This window comes from Pseudomonas sp. Irchel s3f7 (assembly GCF_900187615.1).
Taxonomy (GTDB): Bacteria; Pseudomonadota; Gammaproteobacteria; order Pseudomonadales; family Pseudomonadaceae; genus Aquipseudomonas.
In genome coordinates, this window is the sequence record NZ_FYDO01000012.1 from 57,678 (window position 1) to 80,848 (window position 23,171).

Here is a 23,171-nt window from a genome sequence, read left to right on the forward strand (position 1 = left end):
GCCGATTGTTGAGGTGGGAGCTAGCAGCAAGGTTTCTTGCTTATCTACGCGGCCACCAGAACTCTGCACTACAGGCCGAGGAGGCGGCGCAGTTCCGGTGCGGTCAGATGGGCGCGGAAACCCGGCCTGCCCGGCTGGAACGAGGCGGAGGCAGCCAGGTTGCCCACGACGACTGGGTCGCAACCAGCATCGCGTACCAGGTCGGCGGCGACCCGCAAGGCCTCGGCGTCATCTCCGGCGATGGGCATGCCAATGCGCCCGCCCGCTCGTGAGGCAGACGTTGCCACCACGGTGGCATCGACGGCACTGAATGCGCGCACCAGTCGCGCGCCGATCATGTACTTCGCGACGGTTTCAGCAACGCCCAGGTTGTGCGCTTCGCGGTATACATCGCTGCTGCTTGTGCCCCAAGGATTGGTGGAGTCCAGAACGATCTTGCCGCGGTAGGCACTGTGCAGGTCTCGCCCGACCTGGGGCAGCGCTTCAAACGGAATAGCCAACAGAAGCACGGTGCCGAATTCCGCTGCCGCCATCGGCAGGCCGACCGAAGCGCGTGGCCCTAACGCCTCAACCATGTCTTGCAATTGCTCTGGATGGCGGGAAGAGAACATGACCTCATGTCCAGCCTCGACCCACAGCCGACCTACCGTGCCGCCCAGCGATCCGCTACCGATCACGCCGATGCGTGTTGGCGCGACCGCAAAGGCGCGACTCGCGGGGATGAGCCACGGCAAAGCGGCCAATACGGCAAGGGATTTCACTATGGAGCGGCGGGTAGACTTCATGTCCTGTCCTCAATCAATGATGGTGAGACCGTAGCATCGCGCTGTTCCTGCTTCAGGTGGGTTCGTCCCAACCAGACACTCAAGCCCAGCCAGATAGCTGAGAGGGGGACCGAGATCATGGGAATCTGCGCCAGGGTCAGGCCAAGGCCCATCAGGCTTGCGTATCCCCAACTGGCGATTTGGTCACCGCCACGATAAACGACCGTGTCGATGAAGTTCTTGGCTTTGTAGCGATCTTCACGTGTGCTGGAGGTAAACAGGATTTCCCTGGCGGGTCTGGCCAGTGCGAAGTTCGCTACCCGGCGGGCGACCTGCGCGGCCACGATGACTGCGACGCTAGGGCTGGCGGCCAAGGCAGCGAAGCCGAACAGGCTGACCAGCGGCAGGACACACAGCGTTGCCACGATGCCCGCGGTGGCGATCATCCTGCCGGTGATGAACAGCTGGAATACCAGTGTGATCGCATTGACGATCAGGTCGATATTGGCAAAGAACGCCGTGCGGGCCGCACGATCAGGGAACGAGGACTCGGCGATGCTGGCCTGCTGAAAATACAAGAAAGTCGACGTGACCGAGTACAGCAGAATGAATAGTGCCAACCCGACCAAGTAGGGCGAACGCAACGTGTGGACCATGCCGGTAAAGATGCCGCCACCCAAGGGCTGGTCCGGGTTTTCCTTGAGCGTGGTGTGACTGAACATCGGAGCAAGGCGAGATAAACGGCGTGATGCAAGTACCGCCACTTCCAGAAACAGGATGGCAATCACCATCAGCCAGGAGCGGTCCAACTGTTGGATCAGGCTGGAAGTGATAGCCGAGCCCAAGAGGCCGCCAATCGTTGCTCCTGCCGCGAGTAGCCCGAACAGCCGTTTGCCCTGCTCGCTGTCGAAGATATCCACCATGAAGGACCAGAACACCGAGACGACGAACAGGTTAAACACCGAGACCCAGATGAAAAAGGCACGTCCCAGCCACACCTGCCACTGTGGATCGGCGAGATGCAGCAGCAGTGCAAACAACATCAGGTTGGCAGCGAAGAAGCGATAGGCCACGACGATGAACTGCTTGCGTGGCAGTTTGCGCACGGCCAGCGCGAACAGCGGGCTGGCTACCAGCATCGCCAACAACGTACCAGTGAATAGCCAGGGCAAGTTCTGGACCCCGCCGGCCACACCGAGTTCGTCGCGGATCGGTCGCAACAGGTAATACGCCAGAAATAGCGCGATGACGTAGAGCATCGACCACAGGACTGCGGGTGCTTCTTCGGGGCGCACCTTGGCCTGGCGCTGCAACAGCGATAAGGGAGATTGCACGACTTACTCCTCCCTGGCTCCAGCCGCGAGCTGAGGCGGAGTCTTCGCTGCGTCGTCTTCCCACCATGCCGTGAACGACTGCGCACGGCCGTCAAGGTAGACCGTGCGGCCGATTTCGGGCGTCCACAGCGCGAAGGTTTGCCCCTGACTGGCGACTTGCATGCGCTTGAACGGATCATCCCAATCGTGAGGGGCGATGGAGAAGCGGCCCACATGCGTCTGCATCAGCACTCGGGCGCGCAGGTCCTTGGCTGCCTGCGCGGCCTGTTCCGGATTCATGTGGACGTTCGCCCAGCGCGGATCGTACTGACCGGCATCAATGGCGACATAGTCGAACGGACCCAGCCGCTGGCCGATCTCGGCAAAGTGCGGGCCATAACCCGAGTCGCCACTGAAAAACAACCGCTGCTCAGGAGACACAAGTGCAAAGCCGACCCACAGCGACTGATCGCGGGTAAAGGTGCGTCCAGAGTAGTGTCGAGCTGTGGTGACGTGGACTCTGACGTTCGGTGTCAGCGCGATGACTTCGTTCCAGTCGGCTTCACGTACGACTCCCATGTCGTAGCCCCAGCGCTCGAAATGAGCGCCTACACCCAACCCCACGATAACCTTTCTGACTTTGGGCTGAAGCGCCTGAACGGTTGGATAGTCCAAGTGATCGTAATGATCGTGGCTGATCAACAAAGCGTCGATCTCGGGTATGTCATCGGCCGTGTAGAGGCTGGTGCCCTCGAATGCCTTGTTCACTCCGGGGATCGGCGCGGCGTAAGTGCTGAACACCGGATCGATCAGGATGCGTTGTCCGCCCAGTTGCACGAAGTAGGAGGAATGGCCCAGCCAAACGACTATATCCTGTGTAGGGTCGAGTGCTTTGAGGTCGGTCTTGACGGCGGGAATCGGGCTTGGCGGTCGAGGCTGCCCCTCTTGCCCGAAAAGGGTCTGCATCCACATCGATATCTCGGATTGGTCCGTGGTCTTTATGGGCGTGTCGATCTGGTTGCGGAACACTCCGTCGGCATGATTGGGCGAATGTTCGATGCGCGTCAGCCGCTCGCCGCTGGGCAGGTCGCCGAAGACCGGCTGCTGTAAATAGGCGAAGGCGCCAACGATGCCTAGCAGAGCGATACCGACAACGGCCATGAGAAGACGACCCCAGAATAATTTCATGCAGTAGTTACCGTGGAGGTGGTCACGACAGGTTCGTGCCGCTGGCGCGCGTGAGTTCAGCCAGCAGCAAGTCTTGGAATCGGGAGTCTTGGACCGCGGAATGCGGCTGTTCGCGTCGCTGATGGTGCCAATAGCCGCCGCTGGTGAGTGCCTCAGGGTCATTGCTGGTGGCAAGCCATTCCTGGGTCAGGTGTCCCAGGCGCAGGTCGTCAGGTGCGTTGGGACCTCCCATCTTCGTTGGGACCCAGCCCGGATCGACCGCATTACTGAGGACGTCGGGGTACAACCGCGCAACGGCTGCTGCGAGTGCGGTTACAAAGAGTTTGCTGTCCGAATAGCTGCCTGTGGGGGTGCTGCCCGACCAGTCCAATCCCGTCAGGCTGGCTTGTCCCCCCCTATGCATGCTGCTGCTCAGGTAGATCAGACGCTTGGGGCGCTGAATCAGGGCCGTGAGCATATAGGGGGCGACGACGTTGACGACCAGCAGTTGCGCCCCGCTGAGGATGCCAGCGTTGTGAACAATGGCATCCATCGCGCCGATGGCATTGACCTGACGGGCAAGGTCGCGAACCTGTTCAAGATCGCCCAAGTCGCCGACTGTCGCGATGGCGCCCTGGTCCACCAGTTCTTGCACGGCAGACAACCGGGCAGGGGAGCGCACATGCACGACAACCTCGTGGCCTTGGGCAAGCAGGGTCTTGGCGGTGGCATGGCCCAGTCCATCGGCCGAGCCGGTAATGAATACGCGGGCTTTGCCGCTTGCATTGTTGTCCCGTTGTGCGTTGGACGCGGGAGCCTCCCTTCGGGAATTGGTTGGGGCCTCTGCCCAGGATGCCGTTGCTTCCAGAAGTGAGCCTGAGATCAACGCCGAACCCAGTCCGGCGCCTCTGATGAGAAAGTCTCTACGATCCATGCACGTCCCCTCGGGTCGCTTCGCGCCTCTCGTCCCAAGCGCCATGGCGATCGCTCGCGCTGAATATAACGAAGGGTTGGTTAAAAAGAGGTTGTTAATGTAACCGGCCCCCTTCGGCGCCACTAGCTAATCAGTCCTTAAAGGGGCTATAAGGCCTGCTAATTAATGATTTATGAGAGACTTGGGCGATGGTCAGACGTAACCTCAATGATCTCTTATCGTTCGTAACGATTGCCCGTGAAGGCAGCTTCACGCGGGCAGCTTCCGTACTGGGCGTGACTCAATCTGCCCTCAGCCAGGCAATGAGCGGGTTAGAGGCCAGGCTGGAGATTCGCTTGCTTACACGAACCACCCGTAGCGTATCGCCTACGGCAGCGGGCGAGCGTTTACTAAAAGCCATTGGTCATCGCTTTGACGAAATCGAGGCAGAACTCGACGAACTGACCGAGATGCGCGATAAACCCGCCGGCACCGTGCGCATCACCTGTGGTGAGCACATTCTTCGAGCACATTTGCTTCCCAAGCTCACGCCGCTTTTGCTCGATTATCCGGATATCAAGATAGAGTTCGATATCAATTATGGTTTTCGAGACATCGTCGCCGACCGTTTCGATGCAGGCGTGCGTATGGGCGATACCATCGACAAGGATATGGTTGCGGTACCCATCGGTCCTCAACTGCGCATGGCCGCTGCGGCCTCCCCGATGTATTTCGAAAGGCATCCAACGCCCAAAAATCCACGGGACCTGCTAAAGCACAGTTGTATCAATCAGCGTATGCAAACAGCAGGGGGGCTATACGTTTGGGAGTTTGAGCGTCGTGGCCAACCGTTAAACGTACGAGTGGATGGCCAGCTCGTTTTCAACACCTCTCCCAGCATGGTGGATGCAGCCTTGGCCGGCCTGGGCATCGCCTATCTTCCTGAAGAAGAGTTCGCACCGCATCTGGAAAATGGCCGCCTGGTTCGTGTGCTGGAAGATTGGTGTGCTCCCTTCCCGGGGTACCATTTGTATTACCCAAGTCGCAGACAGCCATCGCGGGCCTTCACGCTGGTTATGAATGCACTGCGTGTGTAAGGACGATTGATAAATCTCATTCATGACTTCAATCGCTGCAAGGTATTTCAGTTTTTCTGTCAGCTGATACCTTCTGGCGGGAAAGCAATTTGGCTGTCAGATCAATTCGGGTCGGGGGTAGGGCGTGCCCCGCAGCCCATCGGAGCAAAGTGGAGCAACTATGAAAATACGCATCGATGTTTCAGGCGGTCCGGTTACGGCAACGCTCGACAACAACGATTCCTCCATAGATTTCGTTAAACAGCTGCCGATGAAACTGACACTGGACGACTACGCCTCGACCGAGAAGATCAGCGTCCTGCCCAAGCCATTATCGACACAGGGCGCGCCAGCTGGCTTCACGCCTTCGGTGGGTGACATTGCCTTCTATGCGCCTTGGGGAAATCTCGCCATTTTTCATAAAGGCTTCAAGTATTCGAGCGGCCTTATCAAACTCGGCAAGATTGATTCCGGCCTGGAAGTACTCGCGCGCCCTGGGTCCCTTGAAGTGACGATCACCTTGGTCGATGAGTGATACCCCAAAACAGTCAGAACCACGCCGGCAAAAACTGTCTGTGGCGTAGGGGGCGGGTGAGGTCCTTTCGTTCATACGTTTCACACCAATGGCAGAGAACTCATGCAGCTGACTCGTGCCAACTTTGGCGATTTTATCTACTTTTTAGCTGTCGCCCGCCATTCCAGCTTCAGTCGTGCGGGTGTTGAAGTAGGGATAAGTGCATCTGCGCTGAGTCATGCGATCAAGGGGCTGGAGGCGAGATTGGGGGTTCGTTTGCTCAATCGCACGACCCGCAGCGTCACCCTGACGGCAGCCGGTGAGGAGCTGCTGGCATTGATAAGCGAACCTGTCGACAAAATCGACCAGGCCATTGAGTTGTTGAATAAGTTCCGTGATGAGCCCACTGGTCGTATACGGCTGAATGTTTTCAGTGACGCGGCGCTCCTTTTGTTGGCACCCGTTTTATCGACATTTGCTCATCGTTATCCCGATATCGAAGTGGAAGTCTCAACCACCAACAGTATGGTGGACATTGTTGAAGGAGGCTTCGACGCTGGGATCAGGTATGGCGCTACCGTACCTGAAGGCATGATTGCCCAAAGTCTTTCCCCCCCTGTTCGATGGGTCGTGGTAGGAACCCCCGATTACCTCGACCGATGTGGCATGCCGCTGCACCCCGAGGATTTGAAACAGCACAGTTGTTTAAGGTTTCGGCTAGGCAACGGCCGGATGTACAACTGGGAGTTTGAGAAAGAGGGTGAAAAATTAGAGATCCCAGTGTCCGGTAATGTCGTGCTGGATGAGACGCGGATGATGCTCGCCATGGTCACCCAGGGCGCTGGGCTGACTTATTGTGCTGAACCCATTGTCGCGCCGCTTGTAGCGGAAGGAACTTTACAAGTGGTTTTGGAGGATTGGGTCAGTGTCGGTCCAGGCTTCCATATCTATTACTCAAGCTACCGGCAGGTGCCGATCACGCTACGTTTGCTGATCGACTTGATCAGAGAGTTGCGCCCGCTTGGATAGTTGGCGATCGACAGCGACTTCGCCGGATTCGCTTTGGGAGAGAGATCTGATATGTCCAGTTTGAACGCATTGCTCGATGCCATCCACGCCGAACAGAACGAGGGTCGAGAGTCTGTACTCGCCACCGTTGTGAAGGTCGAGGGGTCGGCGTATCGCCGTCCGGGGGCGCGCATGCTCGTTTCACAATATGGACGTCCGGAGGGCACTATCAGTGGTGGCTGTCTGGAGGCTGATGTGGTGCGAAAGGCCTGGTGGCTGAGTGAGTCGGGCCCGGTGATTCGTAGCTACAGCACGACCGAGGCCACAGACGAAGAGGGCGGTGAAGAGTCCCTTGGTTTTGGGCTGGGCTGCAACGGCAAGGTGTATGTGTTGTTTGAGCGAGTACCAGCTACAAAGCAATGCGCTGTGCTTGATGCTTTACGCAAAGTAAGAAGCAACCAGAGACCCGTAGCAATCGCAACGGTAATAGCGGGCTCACGCAATAGCCGTGCAGATGTTGGAGACCGTGTGTTCCTGGAATCTGGCGCGGCGCCCCTCGGAGGGCTCTACCATCCTGCACTGAACGAGCGAATTACCGCTGATCTGCGTCTCACATTGGACCAGCAAAAATCTACGCGGCAACGCTATACCGAAGGCTATGCGGAGGTAGAGGTTTTTCTGGAATACGTCGCGCCACCACCGCGTCTGATGATCTTTGGGGCGGGCCATGATGCGCAGCCGTTGGTACGGATCGCAAAAATCCTGGGGTGGCATGTCACCGTTGTTGATAGTCGCCCACATTTCGCCCGTCCGGAACGTTTTCCCGAAGCGGATCGGGTGTTGAGCGCCGATATAGGCGGGCCTTTCGAATTTCGAAAGTTCGTGGAGGGGGCGTGTGTGGCGGTAATGTCCCATAGCCTGAGCCAGGATGCGCATTGGTTGAAAGGCGCGTTACAAGGTAATCCCCGTTACATCGGTCAGCTCGGGCCGCGTGATCGGACCGAGCGTCTGCTTGATGAAATAACGCGACAGACAAACAGCCTGCCTGCGTTGGACCGATTGCACTATCCAATGGGTTTGGATTTGGGTGGGGACACCCCGGAAAGTGTGGCGATGGCGGTGCTTGGGGAGATGCAGGCCGTCCTGAATGGGCGAGCGGGTGGAAGTCTGAAGTTGCGGACGTCAACGATCCACGAAACTTGTCAGCTTGAACCCAGATGTTCCCGTGAATTATCCATGGCAGAGTCGTAGAAGACTTGAGTTGGAAGCTCCTGCAGGATATGAGCCTCGCCGATGCGCTGCACGCATTAGAGGCCAAAGCTGATCAAAACTCACTAATCGAAATGCTGTCCTTCGTTAATCGCTGGATATAGAGCGTTGTGAGTAATCTGCAAAATTCTGAAACCATTTTATTGCTGAATATCACTCATTGGTGATTTCAGTAAAGTCGGGCTAATCCTCAGGCCCCTCGATTGTTAGCATGCCTACATAACAATCCAATGCGCAGCGCATTGGCTCATCGGGTTTATTAACCCGGTCAATAAGCTTGATCTTCGCACCGCGCTTCTTGCGCGTACTTGCCGAACTCTTTCTCCCATTGCCACCAGCAGCTGTTTCAGCCTGTGCTGCGGCAGTTTGCAAACTCATGCGCGCATTTTTCAGCGCTGTGTTCGAGGACTTTATGCCATTCAAGCCTATCTATCCTGCTTTGGTAACCGCCATTGCTTTTGCCACGATGCTCAGTGGATGCAACAACGAGCAGGCTGCTACTGCGCCGGTGCAAGCCCCCCAAGTCAGTGTGGTGACCCTGAAAACCCAGGCTGTGACCTTGTTCAACGATCTGCCTGGGCGTACCAGTGCTTATCGCCTTGCCGAGGTTCGGCCGCAGGTGGATGGCATCGTCCTGAAACGCTTGTTCAAGGAAGGCGCAGATATCAAGGCTGGTCAGCAGCTTTATCAGATCGATCCATCAACTTACGAGGTGACGCTCGCCAGTGCGCAGGCCAGTTTGGAGCAATCTCGCTCGCTGACCACCCGGTATCGGCAACTGATCGATGAGCAGGCGGTGAGCAAGCAGGAGTATGACACTGCTCGATCTCAGCAGATGCAGGCAGAGGCACAAGTCAAGGGCGCCCAGATCAATCTGAGATATACCAAAATGTTCGCGCCTATCAGCGGGCGAATTGGACGTTCGGCTGTGACCGAAGGTGCGCTAGTTTCTAATGGCCAAGCAGCCGCCCTTGCGATTATCCAGCAACTCGACCCCATTTATGTCGATGTCACTCAGCCTTATGGCGAGGTGCTCAAACTGCGTCGGGCTCTTGAAAGCGGGCAGTTGCAGAAAACTGCTGATAAGGCTGCGAAAGTTAGCCTGACACTTCAGGACGGTAGCCAGTACCCGCTGCAGGGTTCGCTGGAGTTTTCAGAAGTCTCGGTCGACGAAGCAACCGGCTCGGTCACCCTGCGCGCCGTGTTCCCCAACCCCGATCACTTGCTGCTGCCCGGGATTTTTGTGCATGCGCGGTTGCAGGAGGGGGTCGCCGAGCAGGCCATTCTTGCTCCACAGATTGGTGTGACCCGGGATCTCAAGGGCACCCCGACCGCCATGGTCGTTACCGCCGATAACAAAGTCGAGCAACGCCAGCTCAAGGTTGGCCGCACCGTCGGTGCGAATGTGCTGGTGGAAAGCGGCTTGAGCGCCGGAGACAAAATCATCGTCGAAGGGCTTCAGTTCATTAAGCCGGGGAGCTCCGTGGTCGCTCAGGAAGCGATGACAGATGAGGCGAACAGAGCCCCTGTGGCGCTAAACACCAGCGCTAAGGCGGAGTAGACCATGTCGAAGTATTTTATTGATAGACCGATCTTCGCGTGGGTGCTTGCACTGATCATCATGCTCGTTGGGGCATTGTCGATCCTCAATTTGCCGATCAATCAATACCCTGACATTGCACCACCCGCTGTCGCGATTCAGGTTTCTTACCCCGGTGCTTCCGCGCAGACAGTGCAAGATACGGTCGTGCAAGTGATCGAGCAGCAGATGAACGGCATCGACAATCTGCGCTACATCTCTTCGGAGAGTAATGCCGATGGCAGCATGCGAATCATCGTGACCTTCAACCAGGGCACCAACCCGGATATTGCCCAGGTTCAGGTGCAGAACAAGCTGAACCTGGCCACGCCGCTGTTGCCGCGTGAAGTGCAGCAGCAAGGGCTTCGCGTCACAAAATTCCAACAGAATTTCATGATGTTCATTGGCCTGGTTTCCACCGATGGAAAACACACCAAGGAGGATCTATCCAACTACATCGTCTCAAACATCCAGGACCCGATTTCGAGGACTTCAGGTGTTGGTGATTTTCAGATCTGGGGTACGCAATACGCCATGCGAGTCTGGCTGGACCCGGCCAAACTGAACCAGTTCCAGTTGACGCCAGTCGACGTGACCGAGGCGATTGAGGCGCAGAACGTGCAGGTGGCTTCGGGCACGATTGGTGGTCTTCCGGCGCGCAAAGGTACGGTGTTTACCGCAACTATCATTGGCAAGACTCGACTGCAGACCTCCGAGCAATTTGGTGACATTTTGCTTAAGGTCAATAGCGACGGCTCCCAGGTGCGCCTGAGTGATGTGGCCGATATCAGTTTGGGCGGTGAAAACTACAGCATCAACGCCCAAGCCAATGGCAAGCCTGCCTCGGGTATCGCCATCCGCTTGGCCACAGGCGCCAACGCCCTTGATACCGCCAAGGCGATTCGCGCCACGGTCGACCGACTGAAACCATTCTTCCCGGCCGGGATTGAAGCGGTGTACCCGTATGACACGACGCCGGTGGTCACCGAATCCATCAGCGGTGTGATGCATACGCTGGGCGAGGCGGTGGTTTTGGTCTTTCTGGTCATGCTGCTGTTTTTGCAAAATATGCGTGCCACCATCATTACGACTTTGACAGTGCCCGTTGTGTTGTTGGGTACGTTCGGCGTCCTCGCAGCGGCCGGCTTCTCTATCAATACCTTGACCATGTTCGGGATGATCCTGGCGATCGGATTACTCGTCGACGATGCGATTGTGGTGGTTGAAAACGTCGAACGGGTGATGGCGGAGGAACACCTGTCACCCAGGGAGGCCACGCGTAAATCGATGGGGCAGATCCAGGGAGCGCTGGTGGGTATTGCCTTGGTGCTCTCGGCGGTGCTGTTGCCCATGGCTTTCTTTGGTGGCTCCACTGGCGTGATCTACCGGCAGTTCTCGATCACTATCGTATCGGCCATGGCGCTTTCGGTATTTGTTGCTTTGGTATTCACCCCGGCGCTTTGCGCGACGCTGCTCAAGCCAATCGATCCGACAAAACACGGTCAGCCCAAGCGCGGTTTCTTTGGATGGTTCAACAGACGGTTCGATGCCTGCGTCAACGGATATGAGCAGGGCGTAGGCCAGATCATTCGGCATAGGGTGCCGGGCTTTATGGTTTACCTGGTAATCGTCGCCGGCACGATTTGGATGTTCGCCCGGATACCGACCTCGTTCTTGCCTGATGAAGACCAGGGTTTGATTTTTACGCAAGTGCAGACGCCGGCCAACAGCTCGGCTGAGACCACGCAAAAAGTGCTTGATCGCATGAGTCAGTACTTGCTGGACAAAGAGCACGGAGAAGGTAAAGCCGTTGCTACAGTTTTCACCGTTAACGGCTTCAACTTTGCGGGCCGCGGGCAGAATTCAGGGATTGCGTTCGTCAACCTGAAGCCATGGGATGAACGAGACAGTGACAATACTGTGTTCAAAATTGCCCAGCGTGCCCAGCAAGAGTTCCTGAAGTACCGCGACGCCCTGGTATATGCGGTGGTTCCGCCATCGGTACTGGAGTTGGGTAACGCCACCGGCTTCGATTTCTACCTGCAGGACCAAGATAGCGTGGGCCATCAAAAACTCATGGAGGCACGCGGCAAGTTTCTTGAGCTGGCTGCCCAGAGCCCGGTCCTCGCTGGCGTTCGCCCAAACGGCTTGGCCGACGAGCCACAGTACCACCTGACCATCGACGACGAGCGCGCGCGGGCGATGGGCATTTCTCTGGCCGATATCAACACCACGCTGTCAGTGGCATACGGCAGTAGTTATGTGAACGATTTCGTTGACCGCGGTCGAGTTAAACGGGTTTACGTACAGGGTCAACCTGACTCGCGCAGCACCGCAGAGGATCTGAGTAAATGGTTCGTGCGTAATAACCAAGGTCAGATGGTCCCGTTCTCGGCATTTGCGAGTGCCGAGTGGATCTTCGGCTCACCAAAACTGTCACGCTACAACGGCGTCCCTGCCGAGCAAATTCTTGGGACTCCCGCCCCGGGTTACAGCTCTGGCCAGGCGATGGCGGAAGTCGAGCGAATTGCAGCGCAACTGCCGCCCGGCGTAGGCATCTCTTTTACCGGGTTGTCCTATGAAGAGCGTCTTTCAGGGTCACAAGCGCCTGCTCTGTATGCGCTGTCGATTCTCGTCGTGTTTCTATGTCTGGCGGCACTCTATGAAAGCTGGTCGATTCCGATTGCGGTCATCTTGGTCGTGCCTCTTGGGGTAATCGGCGCGCTAATGGCCACGGCATTGCGGGGGCTGTCCAACGACGTGTTCTTCCAAGTGGGTCTGTTGGTGACGGTGGGGTTGGCGGCGAAGAATGCGATCCTGATCGTCGAGTTTGCCAAGGAATTGAATGAAAAAGGTACACCGTTGCTGGAAGCGACGGTCGAGGCTTGTCGTATGCGTCTGCGTCCGATCGTGATGACGTCCTTGGCATTCATTCTCGGCGTGCTACCTCTGACCATTTCCAGCGGAGCCGGCTCTGGCAGTCAACACGCCATCGGCACGGGGGTGATCGGCGGCATGATAACGGCCACCGTTCTGGCGATTTTTTGGGTTCCCCTGTTCTTCGTTTCCGTTTCAACCTTGTTTAAAGGCAGCCGCAAGAAGCAGGACGAAACTGCTATGCGTGAGGAGGCAGGCCAATGACTCGCTCTTTAATCGGTCTCGCGATCAGCGCCGCTGTTCTGAGTGGTTGCTCACTGATCCCTGAGTATCAGCGACCGCAGGCTCCAGTTGCGGCGCAATATCCGCAGGGTCCTGCCTATCAGGCAACCAACGCTGCCGACCAGGCCGCTGTGGAGCAGGGGTGGCGCGAGTTTTTCCACGATCCGGCATTGCAGCGATTGATCCAGACCGCCTTGGTCAATAATCGTGACCTGAAGGTCGCGGCACTGAACGTTGAGGCTTTCCGGGCGCAGTACCGAATCCAGAGAGCTGACCTGTTTCCGGCGATTGGCGCCAACGCCAGCGGAACACGGCAGCGACTGCCGAGCGCTCAGGCGCAGTCCGGTCAGGCCAGTATTTCCAGCCAATATGACGTCAACCTGGGAATCAGTTCGTACGAGTTGGATCTGTTTGGTCGCATCGCCAGTCTAAGCCAGCAGGCACTGGAAACTTATCTGTCTACCGCCCAGGCCCGACGCTCGACCCAGATCAGCATCGTTTCGAGCGTGGCCAATGCCTATCTCACCTGGCAAGCCGACCGTGAATTGCTCAAGCTCACCGAGAACACGCTGGACGCCTACGAGGAGAGCTTACGTCTGACCACCCGCAGTAATCAGGTGGGTGTGGCTTCGGCGCTTGATCTCGCACAGGCGCGTACCTCGGTGCAAGGTGCGCGGGCGAGCCTGGCAAACTACCAGCGCCGAGTAGCCGAAGACGAGAATGCTTTGGTGCTTCTTCTCGGTACAGGACTGCCCGCCGATTTGCCGGAGCCACAGTCCTTGGATGGCGACCTGCTGGCCAACGTACCGGCTGGTCTGCCCAGTGATTTACTCACCCGTCGCCCCGATATCCTCGCCGCCGAGCATACGCTCTTGGCCGCTAACGCTAACATCGGCGCGGCGCGGGCGGCTTTTTTTCCTAGCATCAGCCTTACGGCAAATGCCGGCACCTCGAGCGCGAATCTGGATGGGTTGTTCAAGAGCGGCTCAGGCAGTTGGGCGTTTACCCCTACCATCAGCTTGCCGATTTTCAACGCAGGCGCGTTACGCGCTAGCCTGAATTACTCGGAGATTCAGAAAGACATTGGTGTGGCCAACTACGAGAAAGCTATCCAGGCCGCTTTCCAGGAGGTCTCCGATGGGTTGACTGCACGTAAAACTTACGTCGACCAGTTGCAGGCACAGAATGACCTCGTCAACGCCAGCCAGGATTACTATCGGCTTGCCGAGCGTCGTTATCGAATCGGCGTGGACAGCAACCTGACCTTTTTGGACGCGCAGCGCTCGCTGTTTAGCAACCAACAAAGGCTGATCAACGATCGCCTTGCGCAGTTGCAGGCTGAAGTGAACTTGTATCGTGCACTGGGTGGCGGATGGGACGAGCGGGGCGTGCAAAAACTCTGAGAACGACGACTATACAAAAACGCCCGGCGATAGGCCGGGCGTTTTTGTATTAGCAGTGAATGACACTATCATGATATTACGTGCTGAGTGGTGACGCCGCGCTGTCATTTACACGGCGGTTAATTACAAGCAGGGCATCTTGTCAGTTTTAGCCAAGGTATTACCTTTACTGTCCATAAGTTCAATTTTTACCTCTTTTCCCGCACTACTTTCCATCAGGGTGTAACGTTCATTCGGTAAAAAATTGTCATAGGACAGGGTGGCAACACAGCGGTGTTGGCTTTCCTGGTAGCCCTTGGTAACCACCCCAAGTTCCATCGTATGCGCCCCTGGCGATACTTTGAAATAAGTCAGGTTCTCTGCGCGTTGTGTATCCAGGCGTCTGGCCAGCATTTCATCACCGATCTGCTCGTGAAGGTTGACAATGGATTCGCCATCCTTAAGCGTCGGAAGTTCAGTCGCACAGCCAGCCAGGCCGGTGATTAAAATGATGGAAGCTGTTAGTTTTGCAAGGTTCATAAATGTCCTGAATTCTTTGGGGGTCCGAGAATAGCTATAAGCTTGTTCTGAACCGTTAAATAGGTAAGGTTTTAAATAAGCTGTTTCAGCCTAATAACGCATTGGCTTGGGAACGTGGGCCCGTTATTGTTTCTGCAGATGACGCAAGATGATCGAGGACGGCAAGGACTAAGATGCCTACTCGATATCTGGAATGATTTTGTTGTCGGTATGGGGATATTCTACAGGCTATTTTTTAATTGATTAGCCTGTGAGCTATTGATGCAGTGCTGAGCTTTATTCACCAATGATGTGCCATCAGCGACGCCGAGAACTTGAATCCCTCAGGTGTCGCACGTGGTATTTTCTGCGCGTCGGACGTTACCGTTCGAATCGATCGTCGATCAGTCAGTCATTTCTGTCGCTGAGACGATCAGCCCTTAACGATGAGGCGCGAGTTTCGGTCATTGCGAAAGGCCAATTGTTCGATGGTTTGCGTAGCGTGCTCGGCGTCTTCACGCGCCTTGAGAATCACCCCGTGATGTTCGGACTTGCTGCACACCGGGTCGGCGTTGCTGGCGTCGCCCGTGAGCATGAACGCCTGGCAGCGGCAGCCGCCGAAGTCTTTTTCTTTTTCATCGCAGGAGCGGCACGGTTCGGGCATCCAGTCATAACCGCGGAAGCGGTTGAAGCCGAACGAGTCGTACCAGATGTGCTGCATGCTGTGGTCGCGCACATTGGGAAACTGCACCGGCAGCTGGCGGGCACCGTGACAGGGCAATGCCGTGCCGTCCGGCGTGACGGTGAGGAAAATGCTGCCCCAGCCGTTCATGCAGCCCTTGGGGCGTTCTTCGTAGTAGTCCGGCGTGACAAAGATCAACTTGCACGGATTGCCTTGCGCTTCCAGCTTGGCGCGGTATTCGTTGGTGACACGCTCGGCGCGTACCAGTTGCTCCCGGGTGGGCAGCAGGCCGACGCGGTTGAGCTGCGCCCAGCCGTAGAACTGGCACGTGGCGAGCTCGACGAAGTCGGCTTCCAGGGCGATGCACAGCTCGATGATGCGATCGATCTTGTCGATGTTGTGCCGATGGGTCACGAAGTTCAGCACCATCGGATAACCGTGGGCCTTTACCGCCCGGGCCATTTCCAGTTTTTGCGCGAAGGCTTTCTTCGAACCGGCCAGGAGGTTGTTCACCTGCTCGTCGCTGGCCTGGAAACTGATCTGGATATGGTCGAGGCCGGCCTTCTTGAAGTCGCTGATTTTCTGCTCGGTCAAGCCGATGCCGGAGGTGATCAGGTTGGTATAGAAACCCAGCTTGCGCGCCTCGCCGATCAACTCGGCCAGGTCCTGGCGCACCAGCGGCTCGCCGCCGGAAAAACCCAACTGCGCGGCGCCCATCTCGCGGGCTTCGCGAAAGACCTTGAACCACTGCTCGGTGCTCAACTCCTGGCCCTGCTCGGCGAAGTCCAGCGGGTTGGAGCAGTACGGGCATTGCAGCGGGCAGCGATAGGTCAGCTCCGCCAGCAGCCACAGCGGCAGGCCGACTTCAGGCTTGGGCGGCAGGCCAGAGGGCTCAGGCAAGTTCGATCCAGTGCTGTGCACGAGCGACCTCCATGAATTGCTCGATGTCGTCACCGAGTTCCGGCACGCCGGGAAACTGCTTCGCCAACTCGTCGATGATGGCCGCGACATCCCGTTCACCATCGATCAGGCCACCGATCAGCGCAGCGCTGTCATTCAGCTTGATCATGCCTTCAGGATAGAGCAGCACGTGGCCTTTCTGGGCCGGTTCGTACTGGAAGCGATAGCCGGGGCGCCAGCGTGGGGTTTTGCTGCGGTCGAAACTCATAAGGTGATCCCTTTGTGCCACACCCGTTGCCCGGTCACGCTGTGGTAGGGCGGGCGGTTCAATTCATAGGCCATGCTCATGGCGTCGAGCATGCTCCAGAGGATGTCCAGTTTGAACTGGAGAATCTCCAGCATGCGTTCCTGCCCTGCGCGGGTGGTGTAGTGCTGCAAAGTGATCGCCAGGCCATGTTCTACATCACGCCGGGCCTGACCGAGGCGGGTGCGGAAGTACTCATAGCCGGTCGGGTCGATCCATGGGTAGTGCTGGGGCCAACTGTCCAGGCGCGACTGGTGGATCTGCGGGGCAAACAGTTCGGTCAGCGAGCTGCTGGCGGCCTCCTGCCAACTGGCCCGGCGGGCGAAGTTGACATAGGCATCCACGGCGAAACGCACCCCGGGCAGCACCAGCTCCTGGGAGCGCAGTTGATCGGGGTCCAGGCCCACTGCCTGGCCCAGCCGCAGCCAGGCTTCGATACCGCCGTCTTCGCCAGGCGCGCCGTCATGGTCGAGCAAGCGCTGGATCCACTCGCGGCGGATCTCCCGGTCCGGGCAGTTGGCCAGGATCGCGGCATCCTTGAGCGGGATATTCACCTGATAGTAAAAACGGTTCGCGACCCAGCCCTGGATCTGCTCGCGAGTCGCGCGGCCTTCATACATCGCCACGTGATACGGGTGATGGATGTGGTAGAAGGCGCCCTTGGCGCGCAAGGCTGCTTCAAATTCTGCGGTGGTCAATGGTGTATCAGTCATTTCGGGCGCTCCTACAGTTCGATGCTCATGCCGTCGTAAGCGACTTCGACATTGCGTCGCACCAACTCGGCCCGCTCGGAGGAGTCTTCATCGAGGATCGGGTTGGTGTTGTTAATGTGGATCAGCACCTTGCGCTGCTTCGGCAAATGCTCCAGCACTTCGAGCATGCCGCCCGGACCATTCTGGGCCAGGTGGCCCATTTCCCGGCCAGTTCGGGTGCCGACGCCACGGCGCTGCATTTCATCGTCGTCCCACATCGTACCGTCCACCAGCAGACAATCGCTGCCGGCCATGATCTCCAACAACGACTCGTCGACCTTGCCCAGCCCCGGGGCATAGAACAGCTTGCCACCCGTGCGCAGGTCTTCGACGATCAACCCGATGTTGTCGCCCGGGTGCGGGTCGAAGCGATGCGGTGAATAGGGTGGTGCGGCGCTGCGCAGGGGCAGTGGGGTGAAGCGCAGGTTCGGGCAGGCGGCGATGGTGAAGCTCTGGTCGAGTTCAATGCGATTCCAACTCAACCCGCCGTTCCAGTGGGTCAGCATGTTGAACAGCGGAAAGCCCGTGCTCAGGTCTTCATGGACCATGTCGGTGCACCAGACTTGATGCGGGCAACCTTCACGCAGGCTGAGCAGACCGGTGGTATGGTCGATCTGGCTGTCCATCAGGATGATCGCGCCAATGCCGGTGTCGCGCAGGGCCCGGCCCGGCTGCATCGGGGCAAACGCCTGGAGCTGGGCGCGAATGTCCGGAGAGGCGTTGCACAGCACCCAGTTCACACCGTCATCGGACAGGGCGATGGACGACTGGGTGCGCGCCTGGGCCCGCAGGCTGCCGTCGCGAAAACCTGCGCAGTTGGCGCAGTTGCAGTTCCACTGGGGGAAACCGCCACCGGCGGCAGAACCTAGAATCTGGACGAACATGGTTGCTCCATCATTCTGGAACCGAAAATAAAACGCCTCGGCAGGCCGAGGCGCTGTCCATCAGGTACAAACTTAACGGTTTGCGAAGTACATGGTGACTTCAAAACCGATACGCAGGTCGGTGTAAGCAGGTTTGGACCAAGACATGAAAGTACTCCTATCAAGTGATGAGACGTTTGTCAGGTACATATTTCTGAGTTTGGTTGGGATCATTTTTGCAGCGTTCCAAGGCGCGCCCAACCCACGACGCCGTGTTTCGGTTGTCATACCTCGTCTTTTGCTGCCGTACGGTCGGATAATAGGACGGCTTCAGGAAACTGCTCCAAGTACGAGAACGAGTGACTCGACAATTTAGCAACCAGGGCAGCGAAGCACTTCGCGAACGATTGAACTCGATTCTGCAGGGCACAAAATGTCATTGTCGTGCTCTCCCATGTTTGTACGAAAATAAAGTGCACTGGGAGAACCCCCTTACAGGCTGGTCTCGAATTTCAAACCGGCCACCCACGCATCCCTGACCTCGCTGACTCCGCCAGGATTGCCTACAAATTGCAGGTTGGGGCGCACGGTCAGCCACTTGGTCACGCCAAAGCCATAGTAAATTTCCATGTTGGTTTCTGAGCTTTGCGTTGGTGTATAGCGAGGGTCGTCATAATCGCTGACACCCGCCCGGTCATTCAGTTGCTGCTGATGATCTGTGAAGCGGTTATTCACATGGAGACTGGCGATGGCGACGCCGATTTCGTCATTCGGGCGAGATTTGAAGGGGGCCGTGTAGTAAGCGCCTACTTGCGCATAACGATCGATCATATTGGTGGCTTTGTCATGCACGGTGGCATAGGCAAACACCGTCAGCCCGCGAGCGGCGAAGTCCGGATCTTTCCAGACTTGTTGTTGCCCGGCAATCCATGCGCCGTATTTACTATCGCGGGATTTTGCTATGCCGTTTTCTTCTGTGTTGACGTCGTTTGCGTCACGGCTGCTGTAATATGCCCCTACGCGATATTCCCCTGGCAGCCGTCCGGCTCCCAGCGACGTGGTATGGACCAGCTCGACAGGTACCAAGGTACCCTCATTACCGCTGCCGCTGAGTTTGAAGCCGTTACCTATTTCCAGGTAGGAAGGGTTCTGCTCGTACGCACCGATCTGCGCATAAGTGTTATCGCTCAACGCGACCTTTACGCGGCCCGCCCATTGAGTGATTGGCCAGTTATAAATGATATCGCCGGCCCAGTTACCCGGCTGCGCGCCGCAGAATGCCAAGTTCTGGAATTTGCAGGGAAAGCTGCCGAAGTCCTCGCCAAAGTTCATGCGGCCCAGTTTGATATCCAGCCCGCCGTCAAAGAACTTCTGACGATACCAGAGTTGCGTAAGCCGCCAGGTCTGGCCGCGCCCGTATACCTCTTGAACCTGACTGATGCCGCCTACCCGAGGATCGGTGATGACATCATTGGTGAGATTGCGCCCGTTACGATCCGATATCGTGAATTGAAAATCAGCGTCTTCCCAACCGAGTATTTTCTCAAGGTCAAAATTGCTCATCAGCGCAAGTTGGTCGGTATACCGCGCCGTGGTGTGCGAGTCGTAGCCACCGGCCAGATTCGTCGCGGCGTCGCCCGTGTAGAGCACGTTAAAGGTATAACCTTTTTCCAGCAATTCTGTGCGTAGGCCGCCCCAGTCTCCCAACATCCAAGGGGACTCGGGACTGAAGGCTTCTTGTGCATGACTGTTGGCCGCTCCGCAAAGCAGCAGCAATGCGACGGAAGTATTAAGCGTGTTGCAGTTCAAATGAGTGGTCATGATAATCTCTGCTTTTGTTTTTATTAGTCAGATAATCGAACACATCTTCAGGTTGATCTTCCGCCCGGAAGAGCATTAAAGAATGTCTGCAACGGGTTGATCCCAGCGAAGAGCGACTGGAGTCTGGGTTTGTAAAGGCGTCGAGCTTGACGTGACACACGGTAAGTTGATGAGAAGACGGGACCTAACTCATGCCTCGTCTGTTCTTGCGAAACAGCTCGGTAATTTATTTGAGCATCGGTAACGCTCTCCTTGTGATTCTCATGAAGATTACTTTCAACTTAACGGCGCCGAGGATGCCGTCGGTGCGTTCTTGAAAACACCGGTCATTCGCCGGCCGCACTGATCGGGTTGGGTTGGCGTTTTTCAATGGTGTATTTCAGCAACGCAGCGCTGCGGAATATGCCGTGGGCGAATTTGCTATAGGGCATGGTCAGAAAGAACGCCATGACCAGACCTAGGTGGATCGCAAGCAACAAGCCCAACGCGCTGGTTTCGCGCCCGGCAAGCAATGCAAGACCGCTAGCGCTGACCAGGAACAGAAGCGCGATGAAGCCACGATCCATCGGTTTCTGATTCTCGTCCCCTTGTTGCGGGTTACGCCGCAGATTCATCCAGAGCAAACCTGCTGGGCCGATCAGCAGACCTACGCCACCGAAAATGCCGAGTAGCACTGGCAGGCTTAAAACCGGGTAGGGGGCCGACCAATCCAGCAAAAAATGATAGAGAGTGGCAACGCCTGTGGCTGCGAAGCACAGCATGAACCCATAGAAGGTGAGGTGGTGAAAGCGGCGGCGCCATAGGGTGAATGCGTCGTCGGCGTTGTTGCAGCCTTCCCCATGTCCGCCGTCCAGGTACTTGAGTTGTGCGACGTTGGCGCCGGCCTCCAGTGCTGCACTGGCTTTCAACGGCAGAGGTGCCTCGGCGGGTGAGATTTCGCGCCAGAATCGACGCACGCCGATGCCCAGGGCCAACACGGCAAAACCGAACACCGCGCTGAACATCAGTGCCAACGTGTTGTGTGGGAAAATCCCGTAGAAGTTACCGCCTGGCATGGCAACGAACAGGTTGCCCATGATCATCAAGGTAAGCGACAGGAACAGCGCCAACCCAGCGCCTGAAGCCAGCCCCAAGGTAAGGCCGTTGCGTTGGTACAATTTACCCAGTGGCTGCGGCCAGGCGTAATTGGTGTAGGTTTCCAGCCGTACCTTGGCCATGGCTTTGGGTACGTTGACTGCAAATTCGTGCGGGGCAGCGTATTGGCAGGCCGACAGGCACGCGCCGCAGTTGTGGCAAAGGTTCGCCAAGTAATGAATGTCGGCCTGACCGAATTCAAGATGCCGGGTCATTGCGGGGAATACGGCACAGAAACCTTCGCAATAGCGGCAGGCATTGCAAATGGTCATCTGCCGTTCGACTTCGGTTTCCTGCAGGTTGAGGACCGGGATCAGTTGGCTGGATACCTGGGGATCAAACAGCTGCATGTTGAGGCTCCGAGTTCACAGGAGAAAGACCAAACCCCGCACAAAGCGCGGCCTGTACGCCGGCGATTCGTCCGAAGGCGGTACCGATGGCCATGCCAATACCCGCGGTATAACCCTTGCCCAGTACGTTGCCAGCCATCATTTCTCCGGCGACAAACAGGTTCGGGCTGGCCTTGCCATCAAAGTGCACGGCGGCCGTTTCGTCGGTCGCCAAGCCGAGATAGGTAAAGGTGACACCTGGCTTGAGGGGGTAGGCGTAGTAGGGTGGTTTGGTGAGCGGCCTTGCCCAGTGAGTCTTGGCGGGAGTAAGCCCTTCGGTATGGCAGTCATCGAGCGTGGTGTGGTCGAACGTGCCGACATGGCAAGCGTTGTTGTAGTCTTCGATGGTTTTAACGAACTGCGTTTGCGGCAAGTTCAACAGGCGAGCAAGTTCTGGCAACGTTCGTGCTGTGGTTCCAGGGAACACCGGCGGCATGAAGCGGCCAAGTGCCTGTTGGTCGATAATCGAGTAGGCCTGCTGGTTGGGTTGTCCTGCAACGAGACGGCCCCAGATCGCATAACGTTTGGGCCAGAAATCCTCACCCTCATCGTAAAACCGTTCGCCATCGCGGTTGACAACCACGCCCAGGGATACGCAGTCGATGCGGGTACAGATACCGCCGTCGTAAAGCGGAGCCCGTGCGTCGATGGCCACCATATGCGCCTGAGTCGGGTCGCCGACTGCATCGGCGCCAAGATCGAGCATCCGTCGCAACAACACACCAGTATTGAAGCGGGTGCCGCGAATCAGGAAGTTGTCCGATGGCCATTCACCGCGCTCGTTTTGCCCCCAAGCCTCCCGTAGCCATTCGCGGTTGGATTCAAACCCGCCAGCAGCCAAGACGCAGGCGCGTGCTTCGATACGCTCCGCTGGCAATCGTTGTCCATCTACCTCGCGTTCGGCCAGGTGAGCTGCGACGAAAGCACCGTTTTCCAGTTCTATGTCAGTGACCTGAGCGTCATAACGGATCTTCACGCCCAGGCGTTCGGCGCTGCGAAAGTAGGCATTGACCAGTGCCTTTCCGCCGCCCATGAAAAACGCGTTGGTGCGAGCCACATGAAGAGCACCCGACAAGGGCGGCTGAAAGTGCACGCCATGTGAACGCATCCAATCACGGCAAGATGACGAGGCACGAATGGCGATGCGCGCCAGTTTCTCGTTGGTAAGGCCACCGGTGACTTTAAGCAGATCCTGCCAATATTCTTCTTCGGGATAGGCATCGACCAGCACATCCTGAGGCGCATCGTGCATGCAGCGCAGGTTGCGCGTGTGCTGCGAATTTCCGCCGCGCCAGACTTTCGGCGAGCCTTCCAGCAGCATCACGCTGGCGCCTGCCTCTCGTGCCATCAATGCGGCACATAACGCAGCGTTGCCGCCACCTATCACCAGAACGTCGACCATCGTATCTCCTCGATTCACTGGCAGGTCGAAGTGACTGCCGGCCAGTGGATTAACCATAGGGATGGGCTCATCGCCGCGAAAGGCGGATTTAGAGGTGAGGGCTTCAGTTTTAGTGAAGGGTGATGTTTCTGTGCAGGGGGATATGTGGCGGGCGTTACCACGCTCCCTGAAATACAAAACGCCCGATGCAAATGCACCGGGCGCTTTGATAATGAAATGGATATAGACCCATTTCAGAGACAGGCAGATTTACCCAGTCCA

The 23,171-nt window shown here is 57.2% G+C and carries 20 protein-coding genes; 7 read left to right on the top strand and 13 right to left on the bottom strand.

Annotation, left to right across the window (positions count from 1 at the left end; translation table 11 throughout):
- Positions 1–68: 68 nt before the first annotated feature.
- The 4 genes from CKW19_RS12415 to CKW19_RS12430 are packed head-to-tail and all read right to left on the bottom strand — an operon-like array spanning position 69 to position 4,178.
- Positions 69–785, bottom strand: a complete 717-nt coding sequence (locus CKW19_RS12415; protein WP_095058132.1) for an NADPH-dependent F420 reductase — start codon at positions 783–785, stop codon at positions 69–71.
- Positions 782–2,098: an NTP/NDP exchange transporter gene (locus CKW19_RS12420; protein ID WP_095058133.1), complete on the bottom strand. Its 1,317-nt coding sequence runs from the start codon at positions 2,096–2,098 to the stop codon at positions 782–784. The genes CKW19_RS12415 and CKW19_RS12420 overlap by 4 nt, the downstream gene beginning before the upstream one ends.
- Before the next feature lie 3 nt (positions 2,099–2,101).
- A complete protein-coding gene (locus tag CKW19_RS12425) occupies positions 2,102–3,265 on the bottom strand; it encodes an MBL fold metallo-hydrolase (protein ID WP_177408806.1) in 1,164 nt (387 codons plus the stop codon).
- Between the two features lie 22 nt (positions 3,266–3,287).
- The gene (locus CKW19_RS12430) at positions 3,288–4,178 is read right to left on the bottom strand and encodes an SDR family NAD(P)-dependent oxidoreductase (RefSeq protein WP_095058135.1); all 891 of its coding nucleotides are present in this window, start codon (positions 4,176–4,178) and stop codon (positions 3,288–3,290) included.
- Between the two features lie 188 nt (positions 4,179–4,366).
- On the opposite strand from CKW19_RS12430, the gene CKW19_RS12435 reads away from it, so the two are divergent.
- The 7 genes from CKW19_RS12435 to adeC all read left to right on the top strand — a co-directional run bounded on the left by CKW19_RS12435 (position 4,367) and on the right by adeC (position 14,165).
- A complete protein-coding gene (locus tag CKW19_RS12435) occupies positions 4,367–5,254 on the top strand; it encodes a LysR family transcriptional regulator (protein WP_048392883.1) in 888 nt (295 codons plus the stop codon).
- A 160-nt stretch (positions 5,255–5,414) separates the two neighbouring features.
- Positions 5,415–5,768 (top strand): cyclophilin-like fold protein, encoded by a 354-nt coding sequence (locus tag CKW19_RS12440; RefSeq protein WP_095058136.1) that lies wholly within the window; start codon positions 5,415–5,417, stop codon positions 5,766–5,768.
- A gap of 102 nt (positions 5,769–5,870) precedes the next feature.
- Positions 5,871–6,776 carry a LysR family transcriptional regulator gene (locus CKW19_RS12445; protein ID WP_095058137.1) on the top strand — a complete coding sequence of 302 codons (906 nt, stop codon included), beginning with the start codon at positions 5,871–5,873 and terminating at the stop codon, positions 6,774–6,776.
- A 51-nt stretch (positions 6,777–6,827) separates the two neighbouring features.
- A complete protein-coding gene (locus CKW19_RS12450; protein WP_095058138.1) occupies positions 6,828–8,006 on the top strand; it encodes an XdhC family protein in 1,179 nt (392 codons plus the stop codon).
- Positions 8,007–8,436: 430 nt separating this feature from the next.
- Positions 8,437–9,585, top strand: coding sequence for an efflux RND transporter periplasmic adaptor subunit (locus tag CKW19_RS12455; RefSeq protein ID WP_095058182.1), 1,149 nt, complete (start codon positions 8,437–8,439; stop codon positions 9,583–9,585).
- Positions 9,586–9,588: 3 nt separating this feature from the next.
- Complete coding sequence (locus CKW19_RS12460; RefSeq protein ID WP_095058139.1) at positions 9,589–12,744, top strand: efflux RND transporter permease subunit; 3,156 nt, start codon at positions 9,589–9,591, stop codon at positions 12,742–12,744.
- Positions 12,741–14,165: an AdeC/AdeK/OprM family multidrug efflux complex outer membrane factor gene (gene adeC / locus CKW19_RS12465; protein ID WP_095058140.1), complete on the top strand. Its 1,425-nt coding sequence runs from the start codon at positions 12,741–12,743 to the stop codon at positions 14,163–14,165. Before CKW19_RS12460 ends, adeC begins: the two co-directional genes overlap by 4 nt.
- Positions 14,166–14,288: 123 nt before the next feature.
- On the opposite strand, the gene CKW19_RS12470 is transcribed toward adeC, so the two are convergent.
- From CKW19_RS12470 to tcuA, 9 genes are all read right to left on the bottom strand, one after another.
- Positions 14,289–14,684: a hypothetical protein gene (locus tag CKW19_RS12470; protein ID WP_095058141.1), complete on the bottom strand. Its 396-nt coding sequence runs from the start codon at positions 14,682–14,684 to the stop codon at positions 14,289–14,291.
- Positions 14,685–15,096: 412 nt separating this feature from the next.
- On the bottom strand, positions 15,097–16,266 hold the full coding sequence (gene pqqE / locus CKW19_RS12475) for a pyrroloquinoline quinone biosynthesis protein PqqE (RefSeq protein WP_095058142.1): 1,170 nt from the start codon (positions 16,264–16,266) through the stop codon (positions 15,097–15,099).
- Positions 16,238–16,513, bottom strand: a complete 276-nt coding sequence (pqqD, locus tag CKW19_RS12480; RefSeq protein WP_018607357.1) for a pyrroloquinoline quinone biosynthesis peptide chaperone PqqD — start codon at positions 16,511–16,513, stop codon at positions 16,238–16,240. The genes pqqE and pqqD overlap by 29 nt, the downstream gene beginning before the upstream one ends.
- Positions 16,510–17,262, bottom strand: coding sequence for a pyrroloquinoline-quinone synthase PqqC (gene pqqC / locus CKW19_RS12485; protein WP_095058143.1), 753 nt, complete (start codon positions 17,260–17,262; stop codon positions 16,510–16,512). Before pqqC ends, pqqD begins: the two co-directional genes overlap by 4 nt.
- 11 nt (positions 17,263–17,273) lie before the next feature.
- Positions 17,274–18,185, bottom strand: coding sequence for a pyrroloquinoline quinone biosynthesis protein PqqB (pqqB, locus tag CKW19_RS12490; RefSeq protein ID WP_095058144.1), 912 nt, complete (start codon positions 18,183–18,185; stop codon positions 17,274–17,276).
- 72 nt (positions 18,186–18,257) lie between these two features.
- Complete coding sequence (pqqA, locus tag CKW19_RS12495) at positions 18,258–18,332, bottom strand: pyrroloquinoline quinone precursor peptide PqqA (protein ID WP_020295432.1); 75 nt, start codon at positions 18,330–18,332, stop codon at positions 18,258–18,260.
- Between the two features lie 324 nt (positions 18,333–18,656).
- Positions 18,657–19,985 (bottom strand): carbohydrate porin, encoded by a 1,329-nt coding sequence (locus CKW19_RS12500; RefSeq protein WP_095058145.1) that lies wholly within the window; start codon positions 19,983–19,985, stop codon positions 18,657–18,659.
- Between the two features lie 326 nt (positions 19,986–20,311).
- Positions 20,312–21,469 (bottom strand): tricarballylate utilization 4Fe-4S protein TcuB, encoded by a 1,158-nt coding sequence (gene tcuB / locus CKW19_RS12505; protein ID WP_013692805.1) that lies wholly within the window; start codon positions 21,467–21,469, stop codon positions 20,312–20,314.
- Positions 21,456–22,910 (bottom strand): FAD-dependent tricarballylate dehydrogenase TcuA, encoded by a 1,455-nt coding sequence (tcuA, locus tag CKW19_RS12510; RefSeq protein WP_095058146.1) that lies wholly within the window; start codon positions 22,908–22,910, stop codon positions 21,456–21,458. The genes tcuB and tcuA overlap by 14 nt, the downstream gene beginning before the upstream one ends.
- Between the last annotated feature and the right edge of the window lie 261 nt (positions 22,911–23,171).